At 57.0% G+C, this 16,561-nt stretch carries 16 protein-coding genes; 7 read left to right on the forward strand and 9 right to left on the reverse strand.

All coding sequences use genetic code 11. The features are described from left to right. Positions 1-146 precede the first annotated feature (146 nt). Positions 147-719, reverse strand: coding sequence for a 23S rRNA (guanosine(2251)-2'-O)-methyltransferase RlmB (rlmB, locus tag RBB62_RS00175; protein WP_309395840.1), 573 nt, complete (start codon positions 717-719; stop codon positions 147-149). A 221-nt stretch (positions 720-940) separates the two neighbouring features. Then, complete coding sequence (locus tag RBB62_RS00180; RefSeq protein ID WP_309395841.1) at positions 941-2,281, reverse strand: glycosyltransferase; 1,341 nt, start codon at positions 2,279-2,281, stop codon at positions 941-943. Positions 2,282-2,531: 250 nt separating this feature from the next. Between RBB62_RS00180 and RBB62_RS00185 the strand changes: the two genes are divergently transcribed. The 3 genes from RBB62_RS00185 to msrA all read left to right on the forward strand — a co-directional run bounded on the left by RBB62_RS00185 (position 2,532) and on the right by msrA (position 5,042). Next, positions 2,532-3,206 carry a hypothetical protein gene (locus RBB62_RS00185; RefSeq protein ID WP_309395842.1) on the forward strand — a complete coding sequence of 225 codons (675 nt, stop codon included), beginning with the start codon at positions 2,532-2,534 and terminating at the stop codon, positions 3,204-3,206. Positions 3,207-3,219: 13 nt separating this feature from the next. Further along, positions 3,220-4,350, forward strand: coding sequence for a hypothetical protein (locus RBB62_RS00190; protein WP_309395844.1), 1,131 nt, complete (start codon positions 3,220-3,222; stop codon positions 4,348-4,350). 158 nt (positions 4,351-4,508) lie between these two features. Next, a complete protein-coding gene (gene msrA, locus RBB62_RS00195) occupies positions 4,509-5,042 on the forward strand; it encodes a peptide-methionine (S)-S-oxide reductase MsrA (RefSeq protein WP_309395846.1) in 534 nt (177 codons plus the stop codon). Positions 5,043-5,064: 22 nt separating this feature from the next. Here msrA and RBB62_RS00200 read toward each other — a convergent pair whose 3' ends face one another. Then, positions 5,065-5,634, reverse strand: a complete 570-nt coding sequence (locus RBB62_RS00200) for a hypothetical protein (protein WP_309395848.1) — start codon at positions 5,632-5,634, stop codon at positions 5,065-5,067. A gap of 197 nt (positions 5,635-5,831) precedes the next feature. Here RBB62_RS00200 and RBB62_RS00205 point away from each other — a divergent pair, with 197 nt between their 5' ends. The 3 genes from RBB62_RS00205 to RBB62_RS00215 all read left to right on the forward strand — a co-directional run bounded on the left by RBB62_RS00205 (position 5,832) and on the right by RBB62_RS00215 (position 10,302). Next, a complete protein-coding gene (locus RBB62_RS00205; protein ID WP_309395850.1) occupies positions 5,832-8,882 on the forward strand; it encodes a PEP-CTERM sorting domain-containing protein in 3,051 nt (1,016 codons plus the stop codon). A 138-nt stretch (positions 8,883-9,020) separates the two neighbouring features. Then, complete coding sequence (locus tag RBB62_RS00210; RefSeq protein ID WP_309395852.1) at positions 9,021-9,212, forward strand: hypothetical protein; 192 nt, start codon at positions 9,021-9,023, stop codon at positions 9,210-9,212. Between the two features lie 10 nt (positions 9,213-9,222). Then, positions 9,223-10,302, forward strand: coding sequence for a sulfotransferase family protein (locus RBB62_RS00215; RefSeq protein WP_309395854.1), 1,080 nt, complete (start codon positions 9,223-9,225; stop codon positions 10,300-10,302). Positions 10,303-10,314: 12 nt separating this feature from the next. Here RBB62_RS00215 and RBB62_RS00220 read toward each other — a convergent pair whose 3' ends face one another. From RBB62_RS00220 to RBB62_RS00245, 6 genes are read right to left on the reverse strand one after another with little or no spacing between them, the layout of a single operon-like run. Next, on the reverse strand, positions 10,315-11,031 hold the full coding sequence (locus RBB62_RS00220) for a hypothetical protein (RefSeq protein WP_309395856.1): 717 nt from the start codon (positions 11,029-11,031) through the stop codon (positions 10,315-10,317). A gap of 24 nt (positions 11,032-11,055) precedes the next feature. Then, on the reverse strand, positions 11,056-11,793 hold the full coding sequence (locus tag RBB62_RS00225) for a DUF2059 domain-containing protein (RefSeq protein WP_309395858.1): 738 nt from the start codon (positions 11,791-11,793) through the stop codon (positions 11,056-11,058). Between the two features lie 9 nt (positions 11,794-11,802). Then, the gene (floA, locus tag RBB62_RS00230) at positions 11,803-12,825 is read right to left on the reverse strand and encodes a flotillin-like protein FloA (protein ID WP_309395860.1); all 1,023 of its coding nucleotides are present in this window, start codon (positions 12,823-12,825) and stop codon (positions 11,803-11,805) included. Positions 12,826-12,870: 45 nt separating this feature from the next. Further along, positions 12,871-13,353 carry an NfeD family protein gene (locus tag RBB62_RS00235; protein ID WP_309395861.1) on the reverse strand — a complete coding sequence of 161 codons (483 nt, stop codon included), beginning with the start codon at positions 13,351-13,353 and terminating at the stop codon, positions 12,871-12,873. A gap of 13 nt (positions 13,354-13,366) precedes the next feature. Next, positions 13,367-13,780 (reverse strand): hypothetical protein, encoded by a 414-nt coding sequence (locus RBB62_RS00240; protein WP_309395862.1) that lies wholly within the window; start codon positions 13,778-13,780, stop codon positions 13,367-13,369. Positions 13,781-13,790: 10 nt separating this feature from the next. Next, positions 13,791-15,341: an NfeD family protein gene (locus tag RBB62_RS00245; RefSeq protein ID WP_309395863.1), complete on the reverse strand. Its 1,551-nt coding sequence runs from the start codon at positions 15,339-15,341 to the stop codon at positions 13,791-13,793. Between the two features lie 261 nt (positions 15,342-15,602). Between RBB62_RS00245 and RBB62_RS00250 the strand changes: the two genes are divergently transcribed. Next, positions 15,603-16,523 carry an aldose epimerase family protein gene (locus RBB62_RS00250; protein ID WP_309395865.1) on the forward strand — a complete coding sequence of 307 codons (921 nt, stop codon included), beginning with the start codon at positions 15,603-15,605 and terminating at the stop codon, positions 16,521-16,523. Positions 16,524-16,561 lie beyond the last annotated feature (38 nt).

A 16,561-nucleotide genomic window follows, 5' to 3' on the forward strand; every position in this document is an offset into this window, starting at 1 on the left:
GGGAGAGGGGGGCCTCTATTTTTGCCCTACTGAAAAACTGTCCGGAGGATAGGCCGCTGGGCTATTGGGGGAAGGTGACTCGGCATAAGAGCTTACGCTTGAAGCACTCTCGGACGAAGATTGACCAGAGCCGTGAAATGCCCGCCTTAAATGCGTTGGCGGACGGCTTCAAACAAGCACACGCCAGTGGCCACGGAGACATTGAGGCAATCGACCATGCCAAGCATCGGGATCTTGACCAAGTGGTCGCACAGGCGTGCGGTCTTGCTGCGGATGCCGGAATCTTCCGAGCCCATCACGAGGCACAGGGGGCCGTCGAGGTTTACGTTGTAAATCAGCTCGCTCTCTTCGTCGCCAGTGCCGACGATCCAGATGCCCAATTCCTTAAAGCGCTCCAGCGTGCGGCCAAGGTTGACGACTTGCACGTAGGGAATCTCGTCTGCGGCGCCCACGGATACACGGCGCACGGTGTCGGTCAGGCCGACAGTGCGGTGCTGCGGCGCGATGACGGCGTGTGCGCCGGCGGCTTCAGCGGAGCGCAGGCAAGCGCCGAGGTTATGCGGGTCCTGCACCTGGTCGAGTGCAAGAATGAAGGGATCTTCGTCCAAGGCTTCCAGGCGCTCGATGAGCTCGTCTTCGTCGATACGATCGATGATTTGGCGCTCGGACACGTGTGCGTTGGCGCGTGCTTTGACTTGTTTGGCTCGGCGGCGTGGCATGATGAAAGGAGGGGATATTAGGGCGTTGCCTACCCGGATGACAAGCCGCAAGCTGGTGCCAGCGAGGCGTAGTTTTTTAACAGGAAGATCGGGAAGAACGGGAAGTTCGAGCTAAGACTCTGTCGAAACTGATTCTAAAAGATTCCGGAGTGGCTCTTTGCGCTTTTGTGAGAGACATTAATCCTGCCTCTCCGTTCATCTCCGATCCAACGGGACGTTGGCTAGTGGTCGCGTGAGACCTTGGCCTTGATTGAGTCTTTAAGGCGGGTGGCGAGGGAGGCGGCGTTGACCTGGTTGTCGTAGTTTTCCAAGACCCAGGCGCGAGCATTGGTGCGAATGCGGTGGAAGGCCTCGTCGTTGTTTTGCAGGGTAGAGAGTGCTATTTTCCAGGCGTCGTAGTCGTCGTTTTCGGCGATGTAGCCAGTCTCGTCGTGGTGGATGGCCTCGATGGTGCCGGAGACGGGGGAGGTGACCACCGGCAGGCCCATGGCCATGGCTTCGGGGATCACATTGGGCAGGCCGTCGCGGTCGCCGTCGGGCGCCACAATGCCGGTAAAGATCAGGACGTCCGCCCAGGCGTAGTGCTTCTGGACTTCGTTGAATGGTCGGCGGCCCACGAGGTCCACGCAGTCATGCAAGTCGAGCTCGGCGTGGCGCTGGCGAAGGCTGTCCTCGAGGCGTCCACCGCCCACGATGCGCGCTTCGAACTGGAAACCATTGTCGGCGAGCTGGCGGAAAATCTCCAATTGGCGGTGGTAGCCCTTTTTGGGAACGAGACGGCCAACACTCAGGATGCGGAGGGGGCGTCGTTCAGCACGCGGCGTTTTGCAGGGTGGAAATTCGTCCAGACCGCGGCGAATGAGGAGCACCTTGTCCTTGTCGGCACCTTTGGCAATCAGGTGTTTGCGGGCGGCGTTGGTGGTGGTGTGGACGATGAGCGCGGACTTGAGCTTGGGCGTCAAAATCCAGTCTCCCTCTTTCTTGAAAACGTCGTAAGCGTGGGCACCCATGGTGTAGGGGACGCCGGTGAGCTTGCTCAGGACCCAGCCGGTGGTGGCGGGCATGGTGGCCCAGACGCAGTGAAATACATCAGGCTTGTTGCGCTTAAATTCGTCGGCAAGAACGATGGCGCAGCCGATGCCGCGCATGGTTTCGCCGAGGTTGAGCAGCGACGGCATGTTGTATTTGAGCAGGAGCTCGGCGAGTTCGCGGAAAACATCCGGGCGCTGAATGAAATGTTTGGGCAGCAAGTAGAGGAGCTTGAAGAGCCAGCGGTGGCGGAATTTTTTGATGGGGATGCCTTCCCATTGGGTTTCACCCAGCCAGAGTGAGTGAATATCAACTTGGACGCCCTGAGAGGCCATTACCCGGACTTCGCGTTGGAGGAAGGTTTCCGAGGTAACAGGGAAAGTGGTGAACAGGTAAGCGATCTTGAGTTGCTCTGCGGGAGTTGCCCGCCCGCTGGATACCACGAGCGGCGCGTCCAGCGGTGGCTGCTCGATGGGGGCGGTCGTTTGATTAACAACCTTATGGGAGACTGGTGCTAGGGTGGTTCCGCTCACTCTAAGTGGTCCGACGATGTAGTTGGCAGAATTCGGTAGTGCTTTTTATACCAGCAGGAGTTGGGCATTCCGGCAAGCCGGAAACGCGCTGATTGGAGTAGGATGTAAGGTATTCTACTGAGCAGGAAGTGGGCCGGGATTTGACCAGATTTTGACGACACTTCATCGTTGGCTTTTCGGCGGCGGCGCCCATAATCTCCAAACACAATAGCCTGTGGCTGCACGCTTTGCAGCTTAAGACTCTGCCATCATGCCCAAAAAAAAGAAAAAGAAAGAAGCCAGTGAAGGTAATTTCATGACTGCGCTGGTCATGGGTATCATCACCGCGGTGTTCGGGATGGTGCTGGGAATTGCATCGCTGGCCGTTGAGCCCGCCGCCGAGGTGCGGAATATGCCTGAGCCCGATAAAATCGAGCCGAAGACGGTTTATTATGTGATTGGCAAAGACAACGGCAGCTACAAGGGCCTGCTGCGCGCCTTTCTGGAGCAGAAGCCAGGCACCATCAAACTTAGCGAAGAAGACCTCAATCGCTGGGCTGCCGATAACTTTAAGTTCAGTAACAACAAGGCGGGGGAGGATGACGCCGGCCTGGTAACCCTTAAGCCCACGACACCTAACTTCCATATTGCAAACGGCATCATGACGATTGGCATGTCCGTGGAAGTCTCAGTGTTTGGGAAGAAGCAAAAGATGCGCTTCCAGACCTCGGGCTATTTTGCGCCTTCTGGCAGTGGTTTCAGTTTTCAATCTATTGACAGCTATTTGGGCTCGGCGCATTTGCCGCCGGTGGCCGTTTATCCGGCGGTCTCGAACACCCTTTATAGCGTGTTTGAAAACACTGAGCAGTACCCCGGTCTCAATCTGTCCTGGGTAACCCTGTCCAACGTCGCATTGGATGGGGATGCGCTGCTGCTCACCCGCTAGCAGTCATTGGGGCATGGGCACATTTCACCGCTCGCTATTGCTAGTCTTTGGCCTATTGCTGCTTTGCCTGAAGCCTGTGCATGGGCAGGATATCCTTGAGCGCACTAGCCGCAACGGCCTGTTTCAGGTAATCGGTTTGAGCTTTGACGGTACGCAAACTGTAGGCGCTATGGCGGACCAGATGGAGCGCATTGGCCTGCGTTATTTTCCTGAAATTCGCCAGATTCCGCTGCCTATCCGTGTGACGCTGATGTCTGACGCCAATTATAATGCGCCCTACATCATCAAGCAGCAGCCCAACGGAAATTACTACGTTTACATTGCTTGGAATGAGGACACCCGTTTTGGCGATGTTTGTCAGGCCCTGGCCAGTTCATTGGTACGTCGCGCCGCGGTTTGGCGCTACGGGAAGTCGGCCGGGGAGACTGCTCCGCAGTGGCTGGAGTTGGCGCTCGGGCAACTCCTGGAGGCGGCAATTCGTCCAGGCTATGCCGATGTGCAGCGCGAAAAAGCACTCAAGCGTCCACCGATGGGCCTCGATCAGTTGCTCAATGCAGAGGGCCCCTTTGGCTTGGAGCAAGAAAAGGTAGCATTGAACGCGGTCTGGTTCTTTCGGCTCCTGGAAAACCGTATTCCTGAGCGCACCTTGTTCCGCAAGGTCTTGGCGGCTTTTTTAAACGACCTCAACCCGAACTATGTGATGGTCAAGGCATTCCCAAATGCCTTTGAGAACCAGCAACAGTTGGAAATGTGGTGGGCGGTGGGCTTTCAGGCAATGGCGCGTAGCCGCGAAACGCCGTTTTTTACAATGGGGCAATCCCGTGACATGATCCGCGACTTGGCCATTCTCACCGTGTCAATCAAGGGTGTGGATCACCGCATGGCGGGCATGAGTCTGTGGCAAAATCGCGCCTTGCCCGAAGTGCAAAGCGCTCTACAGATGCGCCATCGCGAAGTGAAGCTGGAGCTCCAGCGGACCAACCCCGTGTACTACAACGCGATTCTCTCGTTGGGACTATTTTTCGAAGTGGCGATGAACTCGGAGGAGGCACCGCCCGTTGAGGCAGCGAATGCGCGCTTCCTTAGTGATTACCGGGACGCCCAGGAGCTGGAACTCGAGATTAAGCGCCTGCTGCGCTGGTAAAAATCTGTCAGGTTTCGCCGCTGGCTGCGACTGAACCCACCATGAAGTTAAAGCATCCCCGTCTTCGCAAATCGCTGACCGCGATTGCAGTCACCGCGATTTTGGCTTTTCTTTTAGGGTGTTCCGAGGGAACTGCCGAACCTAGATCCAACGCTGATATGCCTACACCGAATCCCGAAAATCTCGAAGTCGCCACCTTTGGCGCTGGTTGTTTCTGGTGCACGGAAGCCGTCATGCAGCGCCTGCCCGGCGTCGCAAGCGTGGAGTCCGGCTACATGGGCGGCGGTGTCGATAACCCGACTTATCAAGAGGTGTGCACTGGCCAGACCGGGCATGCCGAAGTGATTCAGGTGAAGTTTGACCCGGACATCATTCGCTACGATCAACTGCTCGATGTGTTCTGGAAAATGCACGATCCGACCACGCTCAACCGCCAAGGTGCCGACGTGGGCACGCAGTACCGCTCCGCCATTTTCACGCACAGTGACGAGCAGGCCGAAATTGCCCAAAAATCCAAGGCGGTTGCTCAGGAGAAGATCGACGATTTAATCGTCACTGAGATCACGCCGGCAGAGAAGTTTTACGTGGCCGAGGGCTACCACCAGGATTATTACGATAACAACAAAAGCGCCGGCTACTGCCGCTTCGTCATCCTGCCCAAGCTCGATAAACTCGGCTTGGACAACGAGTAGCCCGGTCAAATCCGACAGGCTGCTAGTCGCCGATTTTAACGGTGGACTGACCGGAGCCGCTGGATGATTGCGGGGCGGGGGCGGTCTTCTTTTTGCTCACTTGGACGCCAGCGTTGACGGATTCAATTTTTTCGATGAGCGATGAAACCTTCACTTGGGCGTTGTCGATGACTATGCTGAAGATCAGCGCCTTGTCAGCTTTGATTGGTAGGCCTTGCACGCGGGCGTCTTCTTCAATGTCCACAAAAACTTTGGCTGACTGCTTATCATCGGCGATCTGCGCTTTCACGCCTTTAAAATTGTAGGCATAGTATTCGGTGTTGGCGAAAGACTCTTTGAGAAAAGGCACATACTGCGGCAGGCGCATGCTACGGGTGCCAGCGGGCCCTTCCACCACGGATGAAATGAGCGTAACCGAGATGTCTGGGGCTGCTTGTTGGATGAGCACGGCGGGGTCACCGGATAGGTAGGCGCCGCGGCGGGCATTGAGGAAATCCACGACGACTTGCTTATCGATTGCATCGATTGCGTTCGCGGTCAGCGTGGATAGCATCACGGTGCCTAAGGCCAGAACTCGGAGAAAAGTTTTCATGGCGAGAGCATCAATGCATTGGGCGGAAATGACAAGGTTTTGCGGCGTGAGGGATTTTGCCGTGTTCATTCACAAAGACTACCTACTGTGCGTTTTTTTGTGGTACGTCTTCGATCTTAAGTAAGCGTTAATCTGCGTTTTGATAGCTTGCCGCCCCGTCAGCCTTGGGCTGGCGCTTTTCACATATCAAAATGCACATGGATTGCCAATACACTACCACACTAAGCCTCCGTGGCACCTACTTGGGTGCCGCAGTTTTGGCTTTGGCTCCGATCTCTACCAACGCGACTATAGTGGTCACCGGTGCTTACTCACCAACTGAGCCCTTCTGGTCGGACGGTGGCGACGCTGGAACTGATGGCGTCATTGCGGCCTATGCCGACGGAGGGCTGACTGTGAGTGGCGGCTCCCTGCTGGAGTTGGCTAGCGGCGGCATCGGTGGAACATCGGGCAACACCGGCACGGCGCTTGTAACTGGCAGTGGTTCGCAGCTAAATGCTGAAGAATTGGCCATCGGCGTGGAAGGCATCGGCTATTTATCTGTCAGTGACAGTGCCGTTGTTTCGTTAGACTACGACACGGTGCTGGGCTACGCATCGTCGTCTGCGGGCTATCTGACGGTGGATTCCAACGCCCAACTGAGCACAGGCGACACGCTACTGGTCGGTTATGAGGGCTATGGTGAATTGACGATTTCCAGCGGTGGCAATGTCAGCGCTAGTTTTGCTAATGTGGGCGTCTATGATGAGGCGGAAGGCTTGGTTAATGTGACGGGTTCAGGCTCGGAGCTTGAATTAGTCACCGTCGATGGCGAAAACGATACGGGCGAGTTATACGTAGGTCGTAGCGGAGTGGGCACCCTGGAAATCTACGATGGCGGTCTGGTGACGGCGGAGTTTGTTGATTTCGGCTACAACGTGGGCTCCGAAGGATACCTTAAGGTGGATGGTACGGATTCGACCCTCGACTCGGAGGGCGACATAATTTTCGCCGATTTTGGCTATAGCGAGGCCGTCATCAGCGATGGTGGTAAGGTTTATGGCGACGTCTTGTTGTTCGGTTGGGAATCCGTTGGCGAGGCGAAGGTCGTGATCACCGGCGCTGGCTCGCTTCTGGAAAGCGCAGACTCGATGTTATTGGGCCTCTTCGGCTCGGGCACGATAACGGTGTCCAATGGCGGCGCGCTCAAGAGTGGCAATGATATTTATATTGGCTCCGAGGCTGACTCCGAAGGCTACCTGACGGTGACTGGAGCCGACAGCACGCTCACCGTTGTAGATAATATTTACCTTGGCGATTACGGCTACGGCGAGTTGACGATCAGTGATGGCGCTTATGCCAGCATCGACGATTTTTACCTTGGCGATGAGACAACGGGCGACGGGCATGCCCTGATCACTGGCGCTGACACAGTGGTCGACATTGCGGACGATTTAGGTGTGGCTGACGAAGGTTCGGGGGATCTGCATGTCAGCGCGAGCGCAGAGCTCAATGTTGGAGACGATTTAATCGTGGGTGACGCGAGTGGATCCGAGGGAGAGGTAACGTTGACCGGGACAGGCACGGCGGTTAACGTATCGGAAGACTTTGTGGTCGGGCTTAGTGGAGCCGGTGACGCGTTGATTGATGATGGCGCCACAATCAGCAGCTTTTATAGCCTCATTGGCGCTAACCAGAATAGCTTTGGCAGTGTCCTCATTGACAATGGCGGCAGTTGGACCACGAGCAAAATTTTCTATGTTGGTTTTGAAGGAGAAGCCTATTTGACCGTGCAAAATGGCAGTTCGCTGAGCGCCGATGATCTCCTCATCAGCGCAACGAACACGAGCTATGGTGAGGTGACAATTTCTGGAACTGAGACGAAGCTGATAGTGGGTGATGAAATTTCCGTTGGTCGCTATGCGACCGGTTTCATGCTGATGGACGAAGGCGCGACAGGTACGGCTGCGCGCCTGCGGATTGGCCATATGGACACGGGCGATGGCGATTTGACGCTGTCTGGCGGCGCCAGCTTGACGCTCAGCGCGCAGGCAGAAATCGGCTTTTACGGCGAGGGTGATTTACTGGTGGAGGACAGTGCAACATTCATTAGTGACTCTGCGTCGATTGGTGTGGAGACGGATGGCATTGGCCGTGTCACGGTGCAGAGCAACGGCTCGTGGACGATTACGGATACCCTGGAGATTAGCGGTGGGGGTAAAGGCTACCTAACGGTCGATAGCGGTGGTTCGGTTAACGCGGACAGAGTTGCTATGGCCTATTCCGAGGGCGGCTATGGCGAGTTGACCGTGCAAGGTGGCGGCGTCTTCACCTCGACTGGCGATATCTCCGTAGGTGAAGGTGGTTCGGGCGTGTTGAACATCCTCGATGGCGGCGTGGTGAATACCGGCGCTGAGGCTTACGTGGGTAATGGCGAAACCGGTGTCGGCGTGGTCACCGTGCAGGGCTCTGGCTCGCAATGGAACGGTAGCCAAAGCTTGACGATTAGTAACTTGGGGCAGGGTGAAGTGACTGTAGCCGATGGCGGGCAATTGAATTTCGACCGCGACGTGGTGATCAAGGCGAGCGGCACGTTGAATGTCGTTGTCAGCGGCGATGATATGGTCAACACCGGGCTTGGGGGTGAAGAAAGCTGGGGTGAGTTTCTGAATTTTGGCTTAGTCAATTTCATTGCAGATTCCGCGTTGGAGGCCGGGACCTATGAGCCGATTAACATTGGTGGCTTCGGCTTTTACACCAACGAAGGCACGGTAACGGCGGTGGGCGGCATTTGGGACGACGTAACGTTGCAATTTACGGTCAGCGCAGTGGTGTCGTCGGACGCGGCACCGAGCGACCTGAGTGGCCAGCGCGTGAGTTATTTTGAAGACGATCTGGTGGTGGGCTTCGGTAGCGACGTCGGCGAGCAGAGCTTTACCGTGACAGAGGTGGCGGTCTCGGAATTGAACGGCCACGAAGTGCTCGGTGCCTATCATTTTGACACCGACATGACGGGTGCCACGTCGCTCTCGTTCGCGGTGGGCGAGGGGCTGGACGAGTCTACGATCAGCTTGTGGTATCTGGCCGACGGCGAGACGGAATGGGTCATCTACGACTCCGCCTTGTTCGAATACGCCAGCGGCATTGTGACGATCACGGTGGATAGCTTTAGCAGCTACGCGGTGGCCGTGCCGGAGCCAGCAACCTACGCGCTTTTTGCGGGCTCGGTGTTCTTTATCTGCGCACTACTACGCCGTCGGCGCAATTAGGGAGTGTTTTCAAATTAAAACTGCTGATGGAACGAGTAAAAATGAATGCAGCGCCAGGCGGCTTGAACGAAGCGCACTGCAAGTGCGTGAGTGAAAAGCCAACGCAGCGACCTTTCATTTTGACCGTTTAGGCCCCGGATGGCTTTTTCCCATCAGCTTCGTTATCTTTCGGCCGAAAGGCTTCCAGCCTATTCAACCTCAGATGCCTCGCTGATTGAAAAAATCCATGCCGCCATCAACAGCTTTAATTTGAAAACACTCCCTCGCGTCGGCGGTCCCTGCCGGGGCTGGTGGTTATTGGGCTTGAAAGCCGGTGGGGCGGCGGCATAAACCCAAAGCGATGACGAGTGAACCCGCGCCCAGCCCAACGCCTGCCTATCGTTTTACGCAGGAGTTGTTCATCGGTGGCTCACCCAAGTCGGGCACCACGCTCCTGCTCGCCTTGCTGGACAACCACCCGGAACTCGTTGTTTTTCCGGTCGAGATCGCCTTGTTCAACGAGACGCTCAGCCGACTAAAGGACCCGACCTTGGCGGCGATTACGGACTACACCCTGGCGCATTCGGAGGTGACTTACATGGCTCGTAGCGCCCGCCCCGGAGCGGACGCCACGCCTGAGCAGCGGGTGGACTTTTCGCAATTTGACTTCGCCGCCTTCGAACGCGCGCTGAAGCAATACCGCTACCCGGGGGACAACGCCTGCCAGCAACTGCTGCGCAACCTGGGCCTGGCCTATGCGGAGACGCGGCAGCCGCCGGTGGCGCCAGGCGACTACACGCTCGTCGAAAAAACACCGGCCAACGACTACAACTCTGACAAGCTTTTCGAGCACTTTCCCGAGGCCAAGCTCTTGCACATTGTGCGCGACCCGCGGGCGGTGTTCGCCTCGCGTCGCCGCCGGTTTATCAAGGGTGGTGGCAAGTATTCCAAGGCCTTCCGACTGCTCAATGAGTGGAATCGCAGCGCGTGGCAAGTGACCCGCTATCAAGACCAGCCCGAGCGCTTTCTGTCGATCCGCTATGAGGACTTGGTCAGTGATGCGTCGGCGGTCATGCGGCGAGTGGCGGACTTTTTGGGTATTGCCTACACTGACACTTTGGAAAGGCCGTCTCGCAACGGTGATTCGTGGGAAGGCAACTCCAGCTACGATTCGCGCTTTGGCGGCATCAGCAGTGATCAGCTAGATCGTTGGCGCGGTGAATTATCACTCGGAGAAATTTGGTGGGTGGAGCAGCATTGCGGCAAGCTCATGCGCGCCTGCGGTTACGATTTGGACAACCCCGAAGCACCGGATGCACTGCATTTGGGGCGGTGGCTCAAGCCATTGCCCGGCGAGTCGTTCTCCGGCTATTTGCGTGCACGACGTGGGTCGCTGGGCGCGCGCTTTAATCCCGAAAAATATTGGCGGCCAGACCGCTGAGGAGAGACGCGCTTAGCTTTCCCAACTGCGCTTGATCGCGCCGTCTTTGCGTTGGCCGACGGGCGTGCCCAGAATTTCCATGTAAAGGAAGGCGTCGCGGGCGGCATCAGCATTGCGCAGATTGCGCTTGATGCGGCGGGTTGATTTGCCGCGACTTGAAAGCGTTTTTTGACGTGAGCTGGAGCCAATTTCCTGGTTCGTCATGGCGTCACCCATTTGTGCCTGTGCCTTGCGCCGGGCCTCATCGGCGCGGCGCTTGGACTCCTCGATACGGCGACGTTGCTCGGCAAGCTCAGCCTCGTAATCGCGCATAGGCGGCGGCGCTTCATAAGCTGGCTGCTGCGGAATGGGCGGTGGCGAGGACTCTCCCGGGCGACCGTAGTCGAGCTGCTTGCGTTGGTATTGCGGCTGCTCCTTAATCGGCGGCGGACCGGGCTGCTGTTGAGGTGGAGGAGGCGGTGCACTTTGAGGCGCGGGTTGCTCTCCACGTCGTTCGGCGATTTTTCGGCGAATTTCCTCCTGAATGCGGCGCGTGCGCTCCTCGTCACTGACGGGCTGTGGCTGGCGCTGATATTCCTGACCGCGCTGTTGTTGCTGCGGTGGCGGAGCGGCGTGGCGTGGGCCCGGGGGGGGCACCTCGTCCTTTTCCTTTTTGGCCCCGACGATTTGCCCGATCAGCCATACCACAAAGACGATGACTGGGACGATGATTTCACCTAAGTTTTCCATTATCTGTCTCGTGGTTCGTCGTGTTTATTCTTCCGTCTCTTGGCGTTCGGTGTGAAAGGTCTGCATCTTTTCTTGCATTGCAGCGGAAGCTTTCATGATTTCAGGCATCATGACTTCAACGGTCTTGGCTTGAAGCTGAGGAGCTTTGTCGATGGTGGCTTGGCCTAGGGGCGTGCTATAGAACTCATTCATCCAGCGAAGCTCCTCGACGGTGAAAATTTCGGCATAGGCTTTTTCGATGCCAGCTTGCATGGACTTCCAATCCACTTCTTTAAACATCTCGGCCATAGCCTTTTCCTGAAAGGCGAGTGTCTCTTCGTCGGCATTACCTGCAGCCATCATTTGTTGGCGCATGTTCTTGCTCATGACTTCCATTTGGGAGTCCATAAGCTTGCCGAGGGTTTCTTCGAAGCGGATGTTCTTAAAGAGCAATGCGGCTTCTTGCCTCGCCTCTTCTTCGGCGGTTGGGCCCGTGGTTGCGGTCATGGTGCCGAGGCCGACAATGTATTCCTGGCCGTCTTTACTCACAGTTAGCGTCCTGTTTTCACGCTGGTAGCTGACGATCTCAAAGCCCTGAAATTCCTCGCCCAGTTTGCTCCAGTGGGTGGTTTGCCCGCCGGGAGTGCTGAGGGAAAAGTTCACGGAGTCACCCAAGTCGAGGACGCCGCGCAGCACGATGTCGTTCGTGTATTGCGGGTCCTTGGCTTGGAGCGGCGCTACGCTTATCGCGAGGACGGCGCTGATGATCGCGAGGGCTTTCATGGCTCAAGCTTACTGGTTGCCCTGATTGCCGGAGCTTTGCTCGGGCTTGGCGATGGAGTCGCGCATGTCGGTGTCGGCCTGGATGTTTTCGAGGCGATAGTAGTCCATGACACCGAGCTTGCCGGTGCGGAGGGCTTCGGCGAGGGCCAGCGGCACCTGGGCCTCAGCTTCGACCACCTTAGCCTGCATCTCTTGCACCTTGGCCTTCATTTCCTGCTCCAGAGCAACGGCGGCCGCGCGGCGGATTTCCGCTTGGGCTTGGGCCATGTTCTTGTTGGCGATAGCCTGCTCTTCTTGCAGTTTCGCGCCGATGTTCGCGCCGACATCCACGTCGGCAATGTCGACGGATAAAATTTCAAACGCCGTGCCGGTGTCGAGGCCGCGCTCGAGCACGACCTTGGAAATACGGTCCGGGTTTTCTAAGACAAATTTGTAGCTCTCGGAGGAACCAATCGTGGTCACGATGCCTTCACCCACACGGGCGATGATGGTTTCTTCGAGCGCACTGCCGACGTATTGGTCGAGGTTGGAACGCACGGTCACGCGGGCGCGGGCCTTGACCTGAATACCGTCCTTGGCGACGCCGTCGATGGTAGTGCGGCCGGATTCGCGGGCCGGGCAGTCGATGACCTTCGGGTTGATCGAGGTGCGCACCGCTTCAAGCACGCTCTTGTTGGTGCCCTTGGTGGCGAGGTCGATCGCGCAGGCACGTTCCCAGTTCAGGGTGATGCCGGCCTTGTCCGCAGCGATGATTGCCTGAACGGTCTGGATGACGTTACCCTCGGCCAGGTAGTGGGCTTCGAGGAGGTCGGAATCTAGTGATATTCCGGCCTTAACAGCAGTGATACGCGCTTCAACGATGAGCTTGTATGGAACGCCTCTAAGACGCATGGCTACAAGTGTGGGAATCCCCACTGTCGCGCCTGATAAATATGATCTCAGGAACGTCATGAAGAAAGAAGCAACCAGGAAAAGCAACCCGATTAAGATGATGCCCAAGACGATGAGGGGAATGGTCCAGTGATTATCCATAATGATGTTACCTTAGTTAAGGATTATTATATGCTTTGAATAGTTCTAAATTTTTTTGACGACAACTCGGAACGCATCACGGGCGACTACTTCCACCTGCGCTCCCTTATTGAGGTAGCCGCTTTGTGAAAACCCTTCATAGCTTTTTCCGCTAATAATGATGCGGCCGCTGGGAGCCATCGTGGTCAGGGCTTCACCTTGCTGCCCGATCAGCGATTCCTCTGCCGGTCCATCGTCTGTCCGTGCACCATAGCGGATACGACTGCCGCTGGTGTTAAATAAAAACAGCTTTCGGCCAAATTCAGTTTTGGGCAACATGCGGTACTCCAAAATGACGATTGCCATAATGATGACCAGGGAGCATATGAACGTAAAAATTGCTCCGAACAGGCCATACTCGCTGAAAGCGACATAGACTGCGCCCAGCACTGCGCCCACGCCCAGCAGGCCGAGGATGCCGCCGGGCACCACAATCTCGAACGAGATCAGGATGAGGCCGGCGATGATGAGTCCGATGATGAGAACCATGATTTCAGAAAGTTTACGCGTGCGTGCGCGACATGTCTTTTACGTCAGCGGGCGCGGTGATTAAATAAATGGGCATGAATTGCAGCACCATGATTAGACTTACTACAAAAAACAAATCCAGCTGCGGGGTAAACAAAAACAGGCCATAAAAGCTGATCGACTCCGCCATCGCCAAACCGATGATCGACGTGACCAACTGCTGCGGCAGCTGCTTTTGCTTCGGGATTACGACCCAGCGACACACGATTGCAATAGCAGCCGGCACAAGGAGGAACGGCCACATCATCACTGCCGGCATTGAATTACTCTCGCCGACAACCCCCGGCAGGAACACCCGATAAACTACCACCGACCACGACAGCGCTGCCCAGATCGCCCAAAAGACGATCTTCTTCGGTGGGGCAGGTTGCATGGCGTGAGTGGTCATGGGAGAAAATTTACACCGCGCGGACGACGAGTGAGAAGTCGCGGGCTTCGACGACTTCGACTTCGTCGCCGGTTTCGATGGAGCCGATGAGGACGCTGGCTTGGTAGCGCTTGCCGTTGATCTCGACTTGGCCGCCGGGGTGGAGGTCGGTCGTGGCGACGCCGCGGTCGCCCGGTTGCGGCACATTGCTGGCCACGCCGTCGATGGAGCGCCCGCCACCGTGGTCCACTGAGCGGCCAGAGACTTCCGTGCCCAGCACGATGGCGCGCTTGAGCGGTGACTCCGGCAAATACTTAATCATCGCCAGTGCGCCGAGGAATGCGATGCCCAGGCCGAGGATGACTTGGCCGATTGGCTCGTAGAAAACTGCGGCGTCGAGCTGGTAGTCCTTGGCGCCTTCGGGCCAGATGTCGGCCAGCGCCCAGATAAGCGAGCTGAGCACGCAGGCGCCGCCAATCATGCCCGCGACGAGGGTCCCGGGAACGAAGAAGATCTCCACGCCCAAGAGCACAATGCCAATCAGGAAGAGCAGCATGGGTTCGTTGCCCGCCATGCCGGCAAAGTATTGGCTCGCAAAGACCAGAAGCAGCAGGGTGATGCCGCCGACGCCAAACACGCCGAAGCCCGGCGTTTTGATTTCCATGATGAGCAGCAGCACGCCAGCGCTGATCAGGAAAGGCGAAATCGTGGTGAACCACTTGGCGAATTCCTCGCTCCAGGTAACTTCAAAGGTGCGGACGTTGTAATTGCCGTCGCCGAACTTTTGCGTGAGCAGGTCGTCGATGTCGGTGGCGATGCCTTGGGCGAGCAGCGGCTGGGGCGGGGCACCAAAGAGCTCTACGGCTTCGTCGGCGGTCACGGTGAGCAACTCGCCTTCTTCTTTGATGACCTTGCCGTCAATTTCGAGGCGGTAATCGATGTCCATCATCGCGCGTTGGACATCGGCGCGGTAGCGGTATTCTTTGGAAAAGGCGCGAACGCGGGCGCGGAGGTAGCTGTCGATCTTGGACTTGAGCGTCTCATTGAGGTCCTGCCCTTGACCAGTTATGACTGCGGCTGCACCCATGACGCCACCCGGGGCAAACCAGATGTCTTCCGTGGCGATGGAGATGTAGGAGCCGGCGGAGATGGCCTCGTCGTCGACGAAGGTCATGGTCGTGCCTTCAAAGTATTTCAGCGCCTCCATCATTTCGAGGGTCACATCGAGGCGGCCGCCGGGAGTGTCCATGTCGAGCAGGATGACTTCCACGTCGTTCGCAATGGCCTCTTTGAGCGCGCGGCGGAGGATGTAAAGCTGCGGCGGCGTGATGGCGTCTTTGATCGGGACCACGTAAACATCCCAGCCGCCTTCGGGCGTTTCGGGGATCTCGCGGGGGAGGTCGGCCACGGTTTTGGCTTCTGGTGCCGGGGCAGCTTCATCGGGCGCGGCGTCTTTGTTGGCCGCCGACTTTTCCACTGCGGGAGCATTGGGATCGACGCGGGAGCCCGAGGCTGGCATGGCCAGCGACAGCGCGATCAGTAAAACGCCCAGTAGGGCAAACCATGGATAATGGCGGTTCATTATTTATATCTATTTTATCGCAAGCGGCCTAGACGAGACAATTACAATGCGCGCAACGTTTTGGAATGGACTGAGTGACGGAAAGGCTGGTTTTGAATACAGATAGCGCAGATGGACGCAGATGCTTTTATGCCTTCATTAAACAAGCGGTCAGTTGGATCTGTGTTCATCTGTGCCATCTGTAGTTCAAAAAAAAATCGTATTCGTTTAGGGATTAGCACTGGCAATCCACCCGGTAAGAAACACACTTTCGCAATGAGCATGGAAACGATCGAACTGCAAGGCCACCTAATTCGTAAATGGACCATCGGCGCCTCCACCTTTCTCGCCTATCCCGAGGCGGGCGCGCGCCTGATGAACTGGCACCTCGCCATGGCCGACGGCTCGTTTCGCGACGTGATTCACTGGCCGGAAGACGCCGACCTGGACAACATTGCCAAGGTCCGTGGCGGCAACCCCGTGCTGTTCCCATTCTCCGCGCGCACCTTCTGCGAGGGCGAAATCGGCTTCTGGAAAACGCCCGAAGGCGAGCGGCTGCCCATGGCGATGCACGGCTATGCGCGCCAAGGCAAGTTCCGCATCGAGTCGATTCACGACAAGGGCTTTCTGGCCATCCTCGAGCCGTCCGACGAGTGCCGCGAGGCCTACCCGTATGACTTCGAGTTCGCCGTGCGTTACCGCTTCGAGCAGCTGTCTTTCTACGTCGATTACGAGCTCAAGAACAACGGCGACAAACCGATTCCGTGGTCCGCCGGGCATCATTTTTACTTCTCCATGCCGTGGCATGAAGACCTTTCACGCAAGGACTACATGATCACCACCGGTGCCAAGAAAGCGTTCCACCAGAAGGATGATGGCAAGCTGGAGCCTGTTAAAAATTTTCCTGATCCCGCCAGCTTCGGCGATGACGCCATCTGCGACCTGATCCGCACCAAGCTCAAGACCAATGAAGTGCGCTTCGGCCCGAAGGGCGGCGAGGAAGACATCGTCATGCGGTTCAATGACAGCGCCAAGCCCGACCCGTGGAATGCGCTCGTTACCTGGACTATGGCTGACGATAGCCCGTTCTACTGCGTTGAGCCGTGGATGGGCCCGCCCAATGCGCCCGAGATCAAAAACGGCCTGCACTTCGTCAACCCCGGCAAAAGCGAAGTCTTCAGCGTCCAAGTCTCCCTCGGCTAACCAGCCTCCGGCTGGACCGGCGGATGCTTCGCATCCGG

Source organism: Cerasicoccus maritimus (assembly GCA_031296935.1).
Lineage (GTDB): Bacteria > Verrucomicrobiota > Verrucomicrobiia > Opitutales > Cerasicoccaceae > Cerasicoccus > Cerasicoccus maritimus.